14 protein-coding genes, 2 tRNA genes and 1 pseudogene are annotated in these 16263 nt (G+C 45.1%); 13 read left to right on the plus strand and 4 right to left on the minus strand.

Annotation, left to right across the window (positions count from 1 at the left end; all coding sequences use genetic code 11):
- Positions 1 to 522 precede the first annotated feature (522 nt).
- From AC06MN_RS00005 to AC06MN_RS00020, 4 genes are all read left to right on the plus strand, one after another.
- Positions 523 to 2019: an AAA family ATPase gene (locus AC06MN_RS00005; protein ID WP_475670300.1), complete on the plus strand. Its 1497-nt coding sequence runs from the start codon at positions 523 to 525 to the stop codon at positions 2017 to 2019.
- 2 nt (positions 2020 to 2021) lie between these two features.
- Entirely contained in the window at positions 2022 to 4334 is a 2313-nt protein-coding gene (locus AC06MN_RS00010) for a restriction endonuclease (RefSeq protein WP_475670301.1), read from the plus strand.
- Positions 4334 to 4540: a hypothetical protein gene (locus AC06MN_RS00015; RefSeq protein ID WP_475670302.1), complete on the plus strand. Its 207-nt coding sequence runs from the start codon at positions 4334 to 4336 to the stop codon at positions 4538 to 4540. The genes AC06MN_RS00010 and AC06MN_RS00015 overlap by 1 nt, the downstream gene beginning before the upstream one ends.
- A gap of 255 nt (positions 4541 to 4795) precedes the next feature.
- Complete coding sequence (locus AC06MN_RS00020) at positions 4796 to 5212, plus strand: hypothetical protein (protein ID WP_475670303.1); 417 nt, start codon at positions 4796 to 4798, stop codon at positions 5210 to 5212.
- A 352-nt stretch (positions 5213 to 5564) separates the two neighbouring features.
- On the opposite strand, the gene AC06MN_RS00025 is transcribed toward AC06MN_RS00020, so the two are convergent.
- Together AC06MN_RS00025 and AC06MN_RS00030 are read right to left on the minus strand one after the other, a co-directional pair.
- Positions 5565 to 5636 (minus strand) — tRNA-Arg (locus tag AC06MN_RS00025).
- A gap of 232 nt (positions 5637 to 5868) precedes the next feature.
- Positions 5869 to 6627 carry an exodeoxyribonuclease III gene (locus AC06MN_RS00030; RefSeq protein ID WP_475670304.1) on the minus strand — a complete coding sequence of 253 codons (759 nt, stop codon included), beginning with the start codon at positions 6625 to 6627 and terminating at the stop codon, positions 5869 to 5871.
- 91 nt (positions 6628 to 6718) lie between these two features.
- Here AC06MN_RS00030 and AC06MN_RS00035 point away from each other — a divergent pair, with 91 nt between their 5' ends.
- The 4 genes from AC06MN_RS00035 to AC06MN_RS00050 all read left to right on the plus strand — a co-directional run bounded on the left by AC06MN_RS00035 (position 6719) and on the right by AC06MN_RS00050 (position 10923).
- Complete coding sequence (locus AC06MN_RS00035; protein WP_475670305.1) at positions 6719 to 8497, plus strand: chloride channel protein; 1779 nt, start codon at positions 6719 to 6721, stop codon at positions 8495 to 8497.
- A 90-nt stretch (positions 8498 to 8587) separates the two neighbouring features.
- The gene (locus tag AC06MN_RS00040) at positions 8588 to 9646 is read left to right on the plus strand and encodes a peptidoglycan DD-metalloendopeptidase family protein (protein WP_475670306.1); all 1059 of its coding nucleotides are present in this window, start codon (positions 8588 to 8590) and stop codon (positions 9644 to 9646) included.
- Positions 9647 to 9652: 6 nt separating this feature from the next.
- The gene (locus tag AC06MN_RS00045) at positions 9653 to 10153 is read left to right on the plus strand and encodes a GNAT family N-acetyltransferase (protein WP_475670307.1); all 501 of its coding nucleotides are present in this window, start codon (positions 9653 to 9655) and stop codon (positions 10151 to 10153) included.
- A 47-nt stretch (positions 10154 to 10200) separates the two neighbouring features.
- Entirely contained in the window at positions 10201 to 10923 is a 723-nt protein-coding gene (locus tag AC06MN_RS00050; protein WP_475670308.1) for a hypothetical protein, read from the plus strand.
- 234 nt (positions 10924 to 11157) lie between these two features.
- Here the strand turns inward: AC06MN_RS00050 and AC06MN_RS00055 are convergent, their stop codons facing one another.
- Complete coding sequence (locus AC06MN_RS00055; RefSeq protein ID WP_475670309.1) at positions 11158 to 11811, minus strand: HAD family hydrolase; 654 nt, start codon at positions 11809 to 11811, stop codon at positions 11158 to 11160.
- 103 nt (positions 11812 to 11914) lie between these two features.
- On the opposite strand from AC06MN_RS00055, the gene AC06MN_RS00060 reads away from it, so the two are divergent.
- The 5 genes from AC06MN_RS00060 to uvrC all read left to right on the plus strand — a co-directional run bounded on the left by AC06MN_RS00060 (position 11915) and on the right by uvrC (position 15854).
- Positions 11915 to 11988: transfer RNA gene (locus AC06MN_RS00060), tRNA-Ile, on the plus strand.
- A 107-nt stretch (positions 11989 to 12095) separates the two neighbouring features.
- Positions 12096 to 12602, plus strand: coding sequence for a hypothetical protein (locus tag AC06MN_RS00065; protein ID WP_475670310.1), 507 nt, complete (start codon positions 12096 to 12098; stop codon positions 12600 to 12602).
- Positions 12603 to 12656: 54 nt separating this feature from the next.
- A complete protein-coding gene (locus AC06MN_RS00070) occupies positions 12657 to 12815 on the plus strand; it encodes a hypothetical protein (protein WP_475670311.1) in 159 nt (52 codons plus the stop codon).
- Between the two features lie 36 nt (positions 12816 to 12851).
- On the plus strand, positions 12852 to 13910 hold the full coding sequence (thiL, locus tag AC06MN_RS00075) for a thiamine-phosphate kinase (protein WP_475670312.1): 1059 nt from the start codon (positions 12852 to 12854) through the stop codon (positions 13908 to 13910).
- A gap of 141 nt (positions 13911 to 14051) precedes the next feature.
- On the plus strand, positions 14052 to 15854 hold the full coding sequence (uvrC, locus tag AC06MN_RS00080; RefSeq protein ID WP_475670313.1) for an excinuclease ABC subunit UvrC: 1803 nt from the start codon (positions 14052 to 14054) through the stop codon (positions 15852 to 15854).
- Positions 15855 to 16068: 214 nt separating this feature from the next.
- Here uvrC and AC06MN_RS00085 read toward each other — a convergent pair.
- A pseudogene (locus AC06MN_RS00085) lies at positions 16069 to 16263 on the minus strand (IS1380 family transposase); the annotation flags it as partial.

Consider the following 16263-nt stretch of genomic DNA (forward strand, 5'->3'; position numbering starts at 1 on the left):
ATTTGCCAGAATTCATTTCTTACAGATTTTAACACCAGTAAGAAACGAAAGAATTTCAAATCGATTTTGTCAAAAAACTCTATAAATTATAAAAAACCAACACATTACAAGAAAATTTAAAAAGTTAACGCACCAGTATTAGTTGAACATCTATTAGAACTTGTCTCTCAAATCATTCCTGGTAGTACATATGATTATGCACGACCAGGAACAAATAAAGCTCGTCTTATCTCTGTTGATATTGCTTCTACTAAAATTCAGATAGCAAGAGTTTCAGGAGATGGTACTTTAACGCAAAGTTCGATTGCCTCAGACAGTTTAAACACTTTGGCGTCTAGGATTGTTGAAGACACACCAATAAGCATTGATGAAGCTCTCTTAAATGGCGGAAATCAGCGATCTGTTGTTGAAGCATTGTTGTTGCGTACAGCAGAATTCTATAGCTGCAAAGTAGGTAGAAATAAAAATATAGTATGGGTGCCCTCAAGACCACATAAAATAGGAGAACATTTAGAAATCAATTTGTCAGAACTACATCCAGACAGCAGTGTCGATAGTATTTTAGATGACATCTCCGAGCTCTTTACTGCTTATCTCAAAAATGAAGGAAAATCAGAAGCGACAATTGACAGGTATGTAAAGCAAGTCCCCAATAATAGTGAAGTGCAGAATGTTGTACAATCTGTTGCTGGCACAACTGCGTTGTTTGACGTAATGGATGTGGCTAAATTGCTTCAAATCAGTCAAAAAGTTGCAGCTCAAGATTTTGACCAAAAAGGCGGCAATATGTATTCTGCTGGGATTAATGCTTTTGCACATTTTGTTAGCAACTATTATCTCTTTTTAAAGTACATAGCAAGAAATAACAAAAATACTTTAGTACATATTCCAAATCCATCGAATCATCCTCTCCAGCAAATCTTCTACGGTGCCCCTGGCACAGGCAAGAGCCATAAAATAGACGGAGAAACAAACGATGATAATTCCATAAGGACGACTTTCCATCCTGACACCGATTATGCAACATTTGTTGGAGCTTACAAGCCCATGATGGAAGAAACGGAAGTCCGCGTTGTTCCTGTTGTCCTTAACAATGGTGCAAGCTTTGACCAAAACAATGGCACATATAAAGAAAAACGCATCGTCTATAAATACGAACCTCAAGCGTTTCTGAAAGCATACGTTGAAGCATGGAAAAGATACTTGAACAGGCAAGAGGGTGAAGACGACAGCTATTATCTTGTAATTGAAGAAATAAACCGTGGCAATTGCGCCCAAATATTTGGCGATTTGTTCCAGCTGCTCGACAGGGAAAATAATGGTTTTTCAAGTTATGCCATTTCACCAGAAAGTGCCATAACCAAATATTTGGCTGGAGAAGCCCAAAGTGCCGATGGCACAAAGTTCTCTGATTTGGTTTTCAGCAATGTTATAAAGAAAAGAGAGAATGATGCTGAAAAGATGATTGCTACTGCTGACGATTTGAAAGCAGGTAAGCGTTTGGTTCTGCCGCCCAACCTCCACATCTGGGCCACTATGAACACCTCCGACCAGAGCCTCTTCCCAATTGATTCAGCTTTCAAGAGAAGATGGGATTGGAGATACATCAAAATTAAGGATGAAAAAAAGAGTTGGACTATCGAAGGTGGACATGATTGGTGGAAATTCCTTGAAAAGATTAACAAGGTGGTCCTTGGCATGACGAGTAGTGCCGACAAGCAATTGGGCTATTTCTTCTGCAAGGCCAATGATACAAACAACGGAATCAGCAAGGAGACATTTGTCAATAAAGTGTGCTTCTACCTTTGGAACGATGTGTTCAAGTCTTTTTATTCTGATGAATATGCCGATTTGTTCAAAATTAAGAAAGATGGAAATGATGGTGAACTTACTTTCCCCGATTTCTTTGACGACAATGGCAATGTGGATTCCGAAATAGCGGAACAGTTTATCGGAAATGTAATGAAATTCGGTGAAAGTCAGGACAAGCCAACAGAGAACCAAGAGGCTCAGGCATAATCATGTATATTCTTTTTGAAGACCATCAGTATAAGTTGACCGACAACGAACTTGTGTTGCCGCAGATTTGCCATTGGCAGGATGTCAACGGCAAGTACTCCACTGGTTTTGTAGGCTATTTCTACGAACCGAAAGTGAGAGATTGTGTCTTCATTTTACCCAAGGTACTGCTTGACGAGAACGAAATGCTAGTCACCGACAGAGGCACTTTGGTTGACCCAGCCGACATCATTTCGCCCGAAGGTCAGGATGTGCATCTGAGCGACAACTTCAAGCGCTTTTTGTATGAGTTTGCCGTTTGGATTTATCGTGCGGTGAGTGTATTCCGTCAGAAAAATCCAAATTCCAACAACCTTTTGTATTGCAGCATGCCGCAATCGGGTGTAGGCAAGCGTCATAAGGCCAACACTTATCTCGATGTCATTCTTTCGCTTATCCGCTTCAATCAGGAAAACCAGGATTTCTTTTTCTTCATCGCAAAGAATGCTCACTCAGGCTACAACAAAATCAGTTGGACAAAGACGATTTCACATTCTCAGGCTTTTGTACAAAACGGCATCCCTGTTTATATCGATCCGGTGAACCGGAAACGTGAAATCAATTTCGATGAAGAATTGTTTGTCATTTTCTTCTCCATTCTTGATTATATCAACCATGAGTATGGTTTCCAGGCCCCCATCTGTCTGCAATATGAATTGCTAAGCAAGCAGGAATTCAGACAGTATCTGAAAAATGATAAAGGCCGAAATCGTCTGCGCCAAATCCGCTACCGTTATTTTTCCGACAAGGCCTTGCTGCTGTGGGAGTTGTGTTATGCATTTTTCGACAGTTCGTATCAGATGGCGGTCAATGCCCAACAGAAAGAGTATTTGCTGGTAAAGAGCTTCGATGTGGTTTTTGAATCCATCATCGACGACTTGCTTGGCGACAAGAACTTGCCGCCCAAACTGAAGGCTCAAAAGGACGGAAAACTGATTGACCACCTGTACAGTTACACCAGTCTAACCGAAAACGACCTGAATACTTATTACATTGGTGATAGCAAGTATTACAAACGGAACACACAGATACAGGAAAAACCCGAATATAAGCAATACACCTATGCCCGGAATCTCATTCAGTGGAATCTTGATTATTTCCGAGACGGCAATGATGCGACAGACAAAATCCTTCCTTTGCGCGATGAACTCACTGAAGGCTACAATGTAGTGCCTAATTTCTTTATTAGTGCCAAGATGGAGCCAGACCTCAGCAAGCACGACACCATTGATTTGAGCCAAAAACACAAAACGTCGTTTTCTTCGTTACAGTTCTTGAATCGGCTTTTCGACCGCGACACTTTGCTTGTGCTTCATTACGATGTCAATTTCCTATATGTTGTCACACTATATGCACGCAACAAATCGACAGAAAAAGCGGCATGGAAAATCAAGGTGCAAAACATTTTCAGGGAAAAGATACGCGAAGAATTGGAAAAACTATATCAATTCCGTGTTATGACAGCCCGTCCTGGAGTAAATGAGGAGAAAGTGATAAAGGAGAATTTCCAAACGCTTTTGGGCAAAGTGTTCATGCCTTACGACGTAAAGGATGACCGACAGTTCTATTCGCTTGCATTGGCTATTCCGAATGAGATAAAAGTCAAATCTGACAGGGAAAGACAAATCATAGCAGATGAAAACGAAGAAGTGCTCAATTTGGTGGAGCAGTATTTCTATGTTGAGCCTTGCCGTTTGGGTGATGATCCTTATGAAAAGTTGAAAGATAAGATTCAAGGACAAAAACAGCCATCGGCGAAACCGACTGTTAATCATGCATTTGTCACAGTTCACCATTTGGAGAACTATCTTGATGATTATGTTCTCATAGGCCATGTGAAAGATGAAGAGCATTTGAATTGGATTTTCAGCAAGTTTACTGAATACAAACGCAAAAAGAATGGCCACAGACAGCCTTTTGGGAAATACAGCAACATCTATAATGTGCGTTGCGGAAGCAATAGGGAGGGTGCAATCAAACACTCACAGAAAGGCACTTCCCATGTCCGTTTCGTAATACTCTGTGACGAGGACACTGAAACGATTTATGGCGTATATAGAGCCGAATACACTTCGCACGTTTTCACCACAGAACAAATGGCTGAATTGAAATATAATAACCCCGATGGTCCTTACAGATGCTATATTTTGGAAGAAGAAGTAAATATTGGAGAAATCAATTTGTCAGGACTGCTTGCCGCAAAATATCAAGAAGGTCATCAAAAATACGCACCTATCTATATGACTAGTGAGGAACTAATGGAGTACAGGAAATAATGTCCCTTCCCGAAGCCATAGTATATTGCCTCATCACCTCGAACCGCGGCATGCGGACCGAGCAGCTCGCCGAGATGATCAACGCGAAGCAGCTCCATGTGCGCAAGGACGGACAGCCCGTCACGGGCAAACAGGTCTATGCCGTCTGCATGCGCTACCCCGACATGTTCTGTAAGTCGGAAGGACTTATCAGGCTGCTGGTGTGAGGGGGTGATGGGTAGCTTGCAAGATTGCAACCCTTTTGCACCAAAAAAGAAATTTCGGATATTTGCACCGTGAACCAATGAAAGTCATATAGCCATGAAAGAAGACAGAATGCATAGACGGACAGAGCGCAGACGCAGAAAAAGACTGTGAGAACTCTGGAGAGACCAGTATCAGGTGCAGGACCAGGAAACTGCCTCAAACGACATTTTGGACGACATCCTTCCCGAAAGCCTCAAGCCTTACAAGTTTTTTATATGGATGCATTTCTTGGATCATCTTTGAGCACGCTCCTCTTCCCCATCCTCTTTCTCTGGCAGCTGCCACAGAACCTTGTGGCCCTGGGCTTACTGCTGTTTTCGAAGAAGGTAAGGCTCATCGACTACCGACATTATTGCCTTGTGCTGGAGGCGCGGCTGCCGAAAAGCGCCGGCGGCATATCGCTCGGCAACTTCGCCATCGTGTGCCCCGAATGTGCCCATGATGAGTGTACCATCCGCCACGAAGCCGACGGCCACACCGTCGACTCCAAAATCTTCGGTCCGCTCTACCTGCTCGTCGTCGGGCTGCCTTCGGCCTTGCACCTCGTGTGGTACAACCGCCACGGCAAGGGCAAGGACTACCACGACTTCTACACCGAACGCTGGGCCGACCGCCATGCAGGGCTTCGGTAAGGCAATTAAAATACCATCTATATACTTTCTTTTAGATTCAAACAAAATGCCTGCCGGACGCAGAGAAAAGACCGCGAATCGGGCGAATGAGGCCTTGCTACGCAAGTCCTTGCAGCACAGGCAAAGAATGTCTAGCCACTCACTTTACAACGATTGGCGTATGGTGACGCATGCCGTCGCGGGTGGTTCTTTTCGTTTATTGATGTTTATTATGAATCTGTAGACAGCGCCTTTGCGCACTGCAAATGTACGCTTTTTCCCGTTGGAACAAAACTTCAGCAATGTTTCAGCAAACCCAAAAAGAAAACCGCTACAACTTATCGATTATCAATTTGTTATAGCGGTTATTTTGTAGCCCAACTAGGACTCGAACCTAGATTTAAAGTTTAGGAAACTTCCGTTCTATCCCTTGAACTATTAGGCCATCTCCTGTTTTTCGCGGCAAAGATAGGAAAAATTTTGGAGTTTAGAGTCTGGAGTTAGAAGTATTTTACATTTATATTGCTTTTGGCTATTGGCTATTGGCTTTTAGCTATTAGCTTGGCTTCGCCGCTAGTTGGGGCTGTCGCCGCAACGAACCTACGGCGAAGCCAAGCCAGAGGCCAGAGGCCAAAAGCCAATAACCTTTTTCGAAACTGCATAATAAAGCGATAATACTATAACTCCAAAACAATCGGGCAATGGTCGGAGTGCTTCACATCGGGCAGAATGTCAACGGATTTGATTTGATTCACAAGGCTTTCCGTGACGATATGGTAGTCGATGCGCCAGCCCAAGTTCTTCTCGCGGGCATTGGCACGGTAGCTCCACCAGCTATAGCGATTGGGTTCCTTCACCAGATGGCGAAAACTATCGACATAGCCATCGTTGAGGAAACTGGTGAACCACTCACGTTCCTCAGGCAAGAAACCCGATGAAGTGACGTGCGCCTTCGGGTTGTTGATGTCAATGGCCTCGTGACAGATGTTGTAGTCGCCCGACAGCACCAGGTTGGGACGCTCCTTGCGCAACTCATTCACATAACTGCGGAAAAACGAAAGCCACTGCATCTTGAACTCTTGACGCTCGTCGCCCGTGGTGCCCGAAGGATGATACACGCTCACCAACGACAAGTCGCCAAAATCAACACGCAGGAAACGACCTTCATCATCATAAAGCGGATTACCCATTCCATACACCACATTATCAGGATTTTGCTTGCAAATCATGCCTACACCGCTGTAGCCTTTCTTTTTGGCCGAAAACCAGAAATGCTGATAGCCTAACATTTCGAAATCCATCAAGGGAATCTGGTCGGGTGTGGCCTTCAGTTCCTGAAAACACAACACCTCAGGCTGATATTGCTCAATCCATTGCAAAAGCCCTTTGCTGATGGCAGAGCGTATGCCATTCACATTATAACTGACTATTTTCATATCCATTTCATTTAACGCTGCGAAAATATGAATTTTATTGTTCAAGTGAACAATTGATTTTCCTATTTTAGCGGCCTGAAACAGCAAAACGATGCTCAAGGAGAAAATCAAGACATGGATTGAACGCTTCAACGAATGGCGCGTAGGCCGACTCTCCGACCGTGCCTTCATGATTGCACTTAGCATCCCGACTGGATTTTGTGCCGGATTGACAGCCGTCATTATCAAGAAGTTAGCCCACGGCATACGCGATTCGGTGCTTAGTTTTCAGTTCAATTATTCGCATTTGCTTTATTTCATTTGTCCGGCTATCGGCATCCTGCTTACCATCCTTTTCTGCAAATTTGTCCTGAAAAAGGAAGTCGGGCATGGCATTCCGGGCATCCTCTACGCCATTTCGAAAAACAAAGGGAAAGTGAGCCACACCAGCACATGGTCATCCATCTTCACCAGTGCGCTAACCGTCGGTTTCGGCGGTTCGGTAGGTCTGGAAGGTCCTTCGGTTTCGACAGGTGCCTCCATTGGCTCCAACATTGGGCAGCTGCTCAAATTGGATTACAAGAAAATCGTGCTCCTTATCGGCATGGGGGGCGCAGCAGCCTTGGCCGCCATTTTCCAAGCCCCGATAACAGGCGTCGTCTTTGCACTTGAAGTGCTGATGATCGACTTGTCGCTTGGTGCCTTAGTGCCCATCATCGTGTCATCATTTGTGGCTATTCTGACATCGTATTTCCTTTTAGGTCAAGCCGTTGAATACCCGACAGCCATCAGCGAAGGCTTCATTCCCACCAATGCCATTTTCTACATCGGTCTGGGTCTTTTCGCCGGACTGATTTCTGCCTATTTCCTGAAAGTGACTTTCAGCGTTGAAAAACGATTCAAGCACATCGAATCGCCTTGGAAGCGTTTCTTCCTCGGCGCCACGCTGTTAGGTCTGCTGATTTACCTCTTCCCTGCCCTTTACGGCGAAGGCTACGAGGCCATCAACAAGGCCCTTGCCGGTGATTACAGTCCCATTTTCGGCAATCCATTTTTGGCCCGGTTCAAAGGCATCGATTGGATTACCTTGGTGCTGTTTTTGGGCATCATATTGTTGAAAGCCTTTGCCACGGCCTTCACTTTCGGAGCCGGCGGCGTGGGTGGCACCTTTGCTCCCGCCCTGTTCATAGGCGCTTTCACAGGATTGTTTTTCGCCCTGGCCATCAACTATTTAGGCATCGGGGGCCTTGACCCTGCAAAATTCGCCTTGGTCGGCATGAGCGGTCTGGTGGCCGGAATGCTCCACGCACCGCTGACGGGCATCTTCCTCATTGCCGAAATCACCAACGGCTACGCCCTCATCGTGCCGCTGATGATTGTCGCCACGTTGTCGTATGCCGTCAACCACATCTTTTTCAAACATTCCATTTACACGAATGCCATCGCTGAAGAAGGTGTCGAGGTTACGCACAACAAAGATAAGAGTATACTCAACATGATGACGGTCAATCAGTTGATTGAGACCAATTTCAGCAGCATCGACCCCGATAAGACTTTCGGCGACCTGATTCCGATAATAGCTTCCTCAAAGCGTAACATCTTCCCTGTTGTCGACAAGGGAGGCAATTTCTGCGGTCATGTGCTTTTGGACGACATCCGCAGCATTATGTTCGACCAAAGCATCTACGACCGTTTCATTCTCGACTTCACCGTCATTCCCGAATACGTCATCAATCCCGATGACCCGATGGAAAATATTGTGAGAAAATTTGAGATTTCCGGAAAATACAACATTCCCGTCGTCAAAAACCGTAAATATCTGGGTTACATGTCAAGAGCCAATGTTTTTTCGGTATATCGCGACATGTTGAGCGAGATTTCAGACGACTAATTTGCCATTTTGGCCAATAAAAACCTTCGGTCAAAGACAATAATTCATTATCTTTGCCGTTCTTTACCTTTATAAACACGATTTATACACATGAAGAAAACCATAGTATTTTTTATTTGCTTATTCCTCACAATTGGCGCAACTGCACAAGATAAGAAAGGATTTTTCCAACGCATTAAAGAAAAAAACGCAACCGTAGTTTACGACACCATATATATTTACATAGAATCACAGACGCCCGACACCTTATCAGTAGACGAGGAAGAAGGACAAGAATTGGAAGGCAGCATTCCCATACCTTTCGACACCTTGGACACCGACGACAAATTCCAGAAAATCCTGCTGTTTGACGATTTCACTTGGGCCTATTTCGACATCACCAAACCCATTTTGCCCGACACGCTCGACACCGACCACTGGGACACCGACCAGGTTCACAGCTACCGCGATATTGAATTGAAAGACATTCCCGATGAAGTCAATTTGGTATTGGTCGATTCCCTTCACGGCTACTGCATTCCACACCCAGGTCCTGTCGTTTCAACATTCAAATACAGAAGAAGACGCCCGCACAAAGGCATTGACATCAGCCTGAACAAAGGCGATGCCATCTATGCAGCCTTCGATGGCGTAGTGCGCGTTGCACTTCCAACCAGATATACAGGAGGTTACGGCAATGTTTTGGTCATCCGCCATGCCAACGGCTTAGAGACTTATTACGGACACTTGAGCAAATACATCGTGAATAGCGGCGACATTGTCAAGGCTGGCGAACTCATCGGCTACGGAGGATCGACAGGCCGCTCGACAGGTCCTCACCTCCATTTCGAAACCCGCTACATGGGCAAGCCTTTCGACCCGGAACGCATTTTCGACTTTGAACACGGAAAACTGCGCGACACAATCTTCACACTCAAGAAGCATTATTTCAACATCAATTCCCATTACGGGCAAACCGACAAGCAGTCAATCAAAGCCAGTAAGGAAAAGCCAAAGACAACTGGTGCCGTCTACCACAAAGTAAAATCAGGAGACACCCTCAGCAAAATTGCCAAAAAATACGGGACAACCGTGAAGGCAATCTGCCGGCTGAACGGAATCAAAGAAACGAAGATACTGCAAATCGGTCAAAAACTGAGGGTGAAATAACAGGCCATGATCCGAAAAGCCACTACAGACGACCTCGAAAGCATACTCGAAATTGTGAGTGATGCCCAGCAATCGCTGAAAAACCGTGGCATCGACCAATGGCAAAATGGCTATCCCAACCGCGAAAGCATACTTTCCGACATCAGCAAAGGCATAGGTTTCGTCGTGCTCTGCCATGATGCAATCGCTGCATACGCAGCCATTATCATCAACGGAGAACCTGAATACCAGCACCTTGACGGGAAATGGCTCAGCGAAAATGATTATGTGGTGATACACAGGATTTGCGTCAGGAAAGCCTACACACGCCAAGGCCTTGCCTCTTGCCTGATGCACAAAGCCGAAAAAATAGCACATTCCGAAAACGTTCATAGTTTTAAAATCGACACGCACAAAGACAACCGTTACATGATTGAACTTCTTGAAAAAGAAGGCTTTACATACTGTGGCGAAATCCATTATCCACATGGCGAGAGAATTGCATTCGAAAAGTTATTGCTGCAATAAAAATCGTATTTTTGCGCCTTGATTTTTACATTGAAAACAATTCTTTCATGTCTCTTATCATTCTCTCAACAACAATATATAAATCAATTGATTGCGCCATCATAAACCTTGTTAATCTGTTTGCAGTAACAAAGGATTCTCACCTTGCCATCATCGCGGCTTTGTGTGCGCTCATCGTTCTCCTCATTTTTATTTACAGCATCTGCATTGAAAAAGGGAAGCGCAAGAACAAGAGACGCGAAAAGGAACTGATTTCGGAATCGGACAAACTGCAACTCAAAATCATTGAAAAAACCGCCGAAAGCGATGCTAAAAGCAAACAAATCAAGGCATTGCAGAAAGAACTTGATTCCGTGACAGGAGAACAGAATGTGCCCCAAATGCAGTATGAAGAAAGAATAGCATTGCTGAAGCAGAACGACACTTGCCGCAAAGTGCTTGACAAAGTGAACAGCGAATACATTAAATCGGGGCAAAACTACCCAAAGCTGACACTGACCGACACACAAAAGGCCTTCATATTCAAGGCTGTCGACACGGCTTTCCCCGGATTTTCAATGAAAATCATCAAGCAATATCCCCGCCTGACCACTTCCGACGTGTTTTATTGCTGTCTCTACATCATCGGCTTGAACGAGAAACAGGCAGCAGCCATCACCGGCAAAACCTATCAGGCGGTTTGGGCGCGTTCAGCCAAGATGAATGAGATTTTCGGTAGCGATGCCAACCTGAAAATCATCTTGAAGGATTTTCTTAGCCAATGGAAATAGCCTCCCCTCAACGAACAGAATGTAAATCTCGCAAACTATTTAGAACTGCATAACGGAAAATCTCCACATATCACACGTATCTGCACATATCTTTTTCCTGCGCTAGCCAAATTTGTGACAATTCATGCGCTGTTCCCTGCGCTCCCTGAGCCTGTCGAAAGGGCTTGTCGAAGGGCGCTTTCAAAAATTCATCAATAAAATCCGTAGTTGTTTAATAATCAGCAATTCGAAAAATCAAAGTTGTGAAGCGATATCCTCTTTGAGCACACCATTGTTGAATAGATTCCTGACCAGTTCGTCGCGGCGGATGTGATAGGTCTTGATGCCGAGCCGTTTAGCAGTTTCAATGTTTTCAGCCGTGTCGTCGATGAAAAGCGTCTCTTCGGGATTGAGGCCTTCGTGGTCAAGGATGAATTCAAAGAAACGCGGGTCGGGCTTTTCCAAATGGATGTCGAATGAGAAATAAGCCTTGTTGAAAAGCTCGTCAAATTCCTGATAGCCGAAACGCAACTGCAAATCCCTGACATAAAGGTCGTAATGGATTTCGTTGGAATTGCTCGCCAGGAAAATCTTGTAGTGTTTCTTCACCTTTTCGATGGCTTCGATGCGTTCCCTCGGAATGTCGAGCAACATGGCGTTCCAGATGGAATCAAATTTCTCATCAGTCATCTTGCTAATGTTGAGCGCAGCCTTCAGTTTCTTGCGGAAAGTCTTGGCTGAATAGATGCCCGTATCGAATTTACTGAGCAAATCAAGAATTTCGGGTGATTTCAGAAGCTCCATATCTAAGAAGCCTGATTTTCGTAATTCGCTGAAAGTCAGTTGTTCGTCTATGCCGAGGATTACGCCTCCAAGGTCAAAAATGATGTTTTTTATCTTTGCTGTCATAATTTATCAGATTTTTCCTTTCAAATTTTCTGCAAATTTGTAACTTTGCAGCGCAAAAAGCAAGTAAATAACAAAAAAATTGCTGTTTTTGTTCGTTTTTTGCGGTCCTATAGCGCAGTTGGTTAGAGCAACTGACTCATAATCAGTAGGTCCTAGGTTCAAGTCCTAGTGGGACCACTAGAAAATGCAGAGTTTTGGCTCTGCTTTTTTCGTTTTTATATTGCCTTTGTGGATTATTTATTAGATTTGCAGTCTCGTAGATTGACAACTAAGATAATTGATATATGAAGACTTTTCTACTGATAATCCTTTTGTGTGGCATTTCAATTTTGTGCATGAGTCAGAGCTTTGTTTCTGTTGACACTTTGGATAATAGTAATGTCCACATAATAACGGATGACTTTGAAGGTGTTATCTTTAATCCAAATAACAATTCTTATTATGTTGATTCCTCAGAAACTAAGTGGATGCCAACGATTGAAGATGTGTTATTGTCTGATAATATTATCAGGAAATATGTAACCAAGAAAGAAAGTAATGTGGCTGTTGTATTTGGAGATTCACCCATTATTTCTGAAAATTTCGATAAATTCGTGCGCCAATACATGGGATATGTTGATAATCACGGAAGAAAAAAGATGTATGTTAAATTTGTCTGGAAGGAAGCAGCGGAAAATGATGATTTTCCGTGGTTAGAACATTTTGTTGGTGTCATTGGCGGAGGAACTTATTTTTGGGGAATTAAGGTTGATTTAAAACGCAAGAAATGCTATGACTTTATGATGGACTAATGTCATATTCAAATTCAAGAAAATGTGTATTTTTGCACCATAATTAAATGGATTATGGCAAAACCAATTGAAGCTACCCCAGTATTAGAGGGAGAGAATGCTTTCGCTTTTATCGCAGAAATGGAAAAGCGGGAAAAAGTATCGAAAGAGGAAAAGTATCGTATTAAGGCAGATGCCGATTTGATGCGTTCGATGCTTACTTTTGCCTTTTAATGTTTGAATAATTTCATAAGTTTTTGGCTTAATAATATGCAAGAAAATAACGAAGATATTACCCGTACCGAACTCGATGAACTTGGAGAGTTCGGACTTATCGACCAATTGACCACCGATTTCCCTTTGCGGAACGAATCGAGCCTGAAAGGTGTCGGCGACGATGCCGCAGTCATCAATCATGAAGGTGAACGCACTTTGGTCTCCGTCGATATGATGATTGAAGGCATTCATTTCGACATGACTTATACGCCCCTGAAACATTTGGGCTACAAGGCCGCCGTGACCAATTTTTCTGACATTTACGCCATGAATGGCACGCCGACCCAGATTGTGGTCGGATTGGGCGTCTCGAACCGCTATTCCGTCGAGGCTTTGGACGAACTGTATGCCGGCATCCGTTTGGCCTGCGAGCGTTATAATGTCGATATGGTCGGCGGCGACACGACAAGCAGCAAGGCCGGTCTTGTGATTTCCATCACGGTCATCGGCAAGGCTAAGGAAGAAGACATCGTTTACCGCAATGGCGCCAAGAAAAACGATTTGCTTTGCGTGAGCGGCGATTTGGGCGGCGCCTACATCGGCCTGCTGATTTTGGAACGCGAAAAGGCTGAATTTCTGGCCAATCCGAACATGCAGCCGAAACTGGAAGGCTTGGATTATGTGCTTGAACGTCAGCTGAAGCCCGAAGCACGCAAGGATATTGTGGCGCAACTGAAGGAATTGGGCATCAAGCCGACTTCGATGATCGATATTTCCGATGGTTTGGCTTCCGAAATCCTGCACCTCTGCAAGCAGTCGGGCGTGGGGTGCCAGTTGTATGAAGACAAAATCCCGATGGATCCGACGACGGTGAAACTGTCGAAAGATTTCGACATCGTGCCGAGCATCGCAGCATTGAGCGGTGGAGAGGACTATGAACTGCTTTTCACCATCGACCAGAAGGATTACGAAAAGATAAAGACCATTTCGTCCGATGTCTCGGTTATCGGCTATATGACTGAAGACAAAGGCGTTGCCGAAATGGTGACCAACGATTTGCATGTTTTCCCGCTGAAAGCGCAAGGCTGGGACCACATGAGAAAAAAGGAGTGAAGAATTAGGAGTGAGGAGTTAGGAGGAAATTGGAGGAAGAAAAAATTGGACACGTGTTCGCCCTGAAAGGGCAGATTAGTACAGCAAAGGGCAGAGTGAGCAATGCGAACGCCGCCCTTTGCGAATAAATGAAAACAATAAATGATAGATTTGCCCGAAAACATAAAAGCAAAATTGGCCGTCCTGCCGTCGAAGCCGGGCGTGTACCGCTATTTTGACAAGGATGGCGTGCTGATTTATGTCGGTAAGGCAAAGAACCTGAAACGGCGTGTTTCCAGTTATTTTAATAAGGAGCAATTTGGCAAAACGAAAGTCTTGGTGAGCAAGATTGCCGATTTGGAATACAGCATCGTCGATTCGGAATCGGAGGCTTTGTTGCTTGAAAATACGATGATTAAGCAGTACAAGCCGCGCTACAACATCCTGCTCAAGGACGACAAGACCTACCCTTGGCTTTGCGTGAAAAACGAGCCATTTCCGCGCGTTTTCCTGACCCGCAAGAAAGTCAACGATGGCTCGGATTATTTCGGGCCTTATCCTTCGGTGCGCACGGCGCATATCCTTTTGGATTTGTTGGGACAGGCTTATCAGATGCGTTCTTGCCGCACGCCGCTCACGGTGCAGAATGTCGAAAAAGGTAAATACAAAGTCTGCCTCGATTTCCATATTCATAAATGCGGCGGCCCTTGTGAGGGTTACGTTTCGCAAGAGGATTATGGCAAGATGATTGCCGAAATCAAGGAGATTGTGCGTGGTAACTTGCAGTCGGTTTTGCGCGATTTGAAGGCGCAGATGATGGATTGCGCTTCACGTATGGAGTTTGAAAAAGCGCAGGTAATCAAGGAAAAATACGATTTGTTAGAGAACTACCGCAGCCGTTCGACGGTGGTCAGCACGACGATTCATAATGTTGAGGTTTTCTCCTACATTGATGACAACGAGTCGTTTTATGTGAATTACATGAAAGTGGTCGATGGTGCTGTCATCCAATCGCATTCATTTGAGATGAAACGGCGTTTGGAGGAAAGTGCCGAGGAATTGTTGCTGCTTGCCATAACGGAATTGCGGCAGCAAATGGTCAATCATGCCACTGAAATCATTGTTCCGATGAAACTCGATTTTGCCATTGATAATGTTGAGTTTACCATTCCGCAACGCGGCGACAAGAAGCAGCTTTTGGAACTTTCGCGCCGCAATGCCGCGCAATATAAGATTGACCTTGAGCGTCAGCGCTCGCTCGTCGATCCTGAACGGCATCAGAAACGGGTGCTGAACCAGTTGAAAGAAGAGCTGCATCTGCCTGCTTTGCCCGAAGTGATTGAGTGTTTCGACAACTCCAATTTCCAAGGCGATTATCCTGTGGCGGCTATGGTGCAGTTTGTCAATGGCAAGCCGAATAAGAGCGCTTACCGTCATTTCGACATTAAGACGGTTGTCGGTCCCGACGATTATGCTTCGATGAAGGAAGTGGTGCGTCGCCGCTATTCGCGCCTTATTGCCGAAGGACAGCCGCTGCCGAATCTAATCATCACTGATGGCGGCAAAGGCCAGATGGAAGTGGTGCGCCAAGTGATTGAAGATGAACTGCATGTAAAAATCCCGATTGCCGGTTTGGTGAAGGACGACCGCCACCGCACCAACGAAATGCTATATGGTTTTCCGCCGAAAGTTGTTGGCGTGAAACTCAATTCGGAGCTGTTCCGCTTGCTGACTTACATTCAGGACGAGGTTCACCGTTTCGCCATTACGCATCACCGCAAGAAATTCGAGAAAGGTTTTATGCACTCCGAACTAGCCGACATCAAAGGCATTGGAAAAGCGACGGCTGAAAAACTGCTGCTTGAATTGAAATCAGTGGCCAACATCAAGGAAGCAAGCGAGGAAAGACTTGCAGAAGTGATTGGGCCGGCTAAAGCCAAATTGGTATTTGAGCATTTTAAGTAAACACGGATTTTTTCCGCAAACTTTTTCCGAAACAATTTTATACACCTTAAATCCGCAACCGATCTGCAAGAGTAATGAGTTCCAAAGTAGCAGGCCGGGAAGATGCCTTCAGGCCGTAGGGAATGGCATTTAGGTGTTTCCGTTGCACAAAATCCCCTTACCCCACGATGCGTCTTGAGGCAATACGCGGTCATCGGCCAGTAAGGAGCCGGCCTTATCCGCCGCCTGCCGCGAATGCGCCTGCATAGGCGTGGTTACAGGAGTAGATGTTCAGCACGTTGCGCCTTGCCGTCCTGACCCACTTGGCCGGCACGGAGACGAACCTGAAGACGAAGGCCTTGATGCGGCTGGTGGGCTTCAGCCCGAAGCGCCCGACGCCGACCCTCTGCATGACGGCCTTGTAGAAGTT

Source organism: Candidatus Limimorpha sp. (assembly GCF_056203535.1).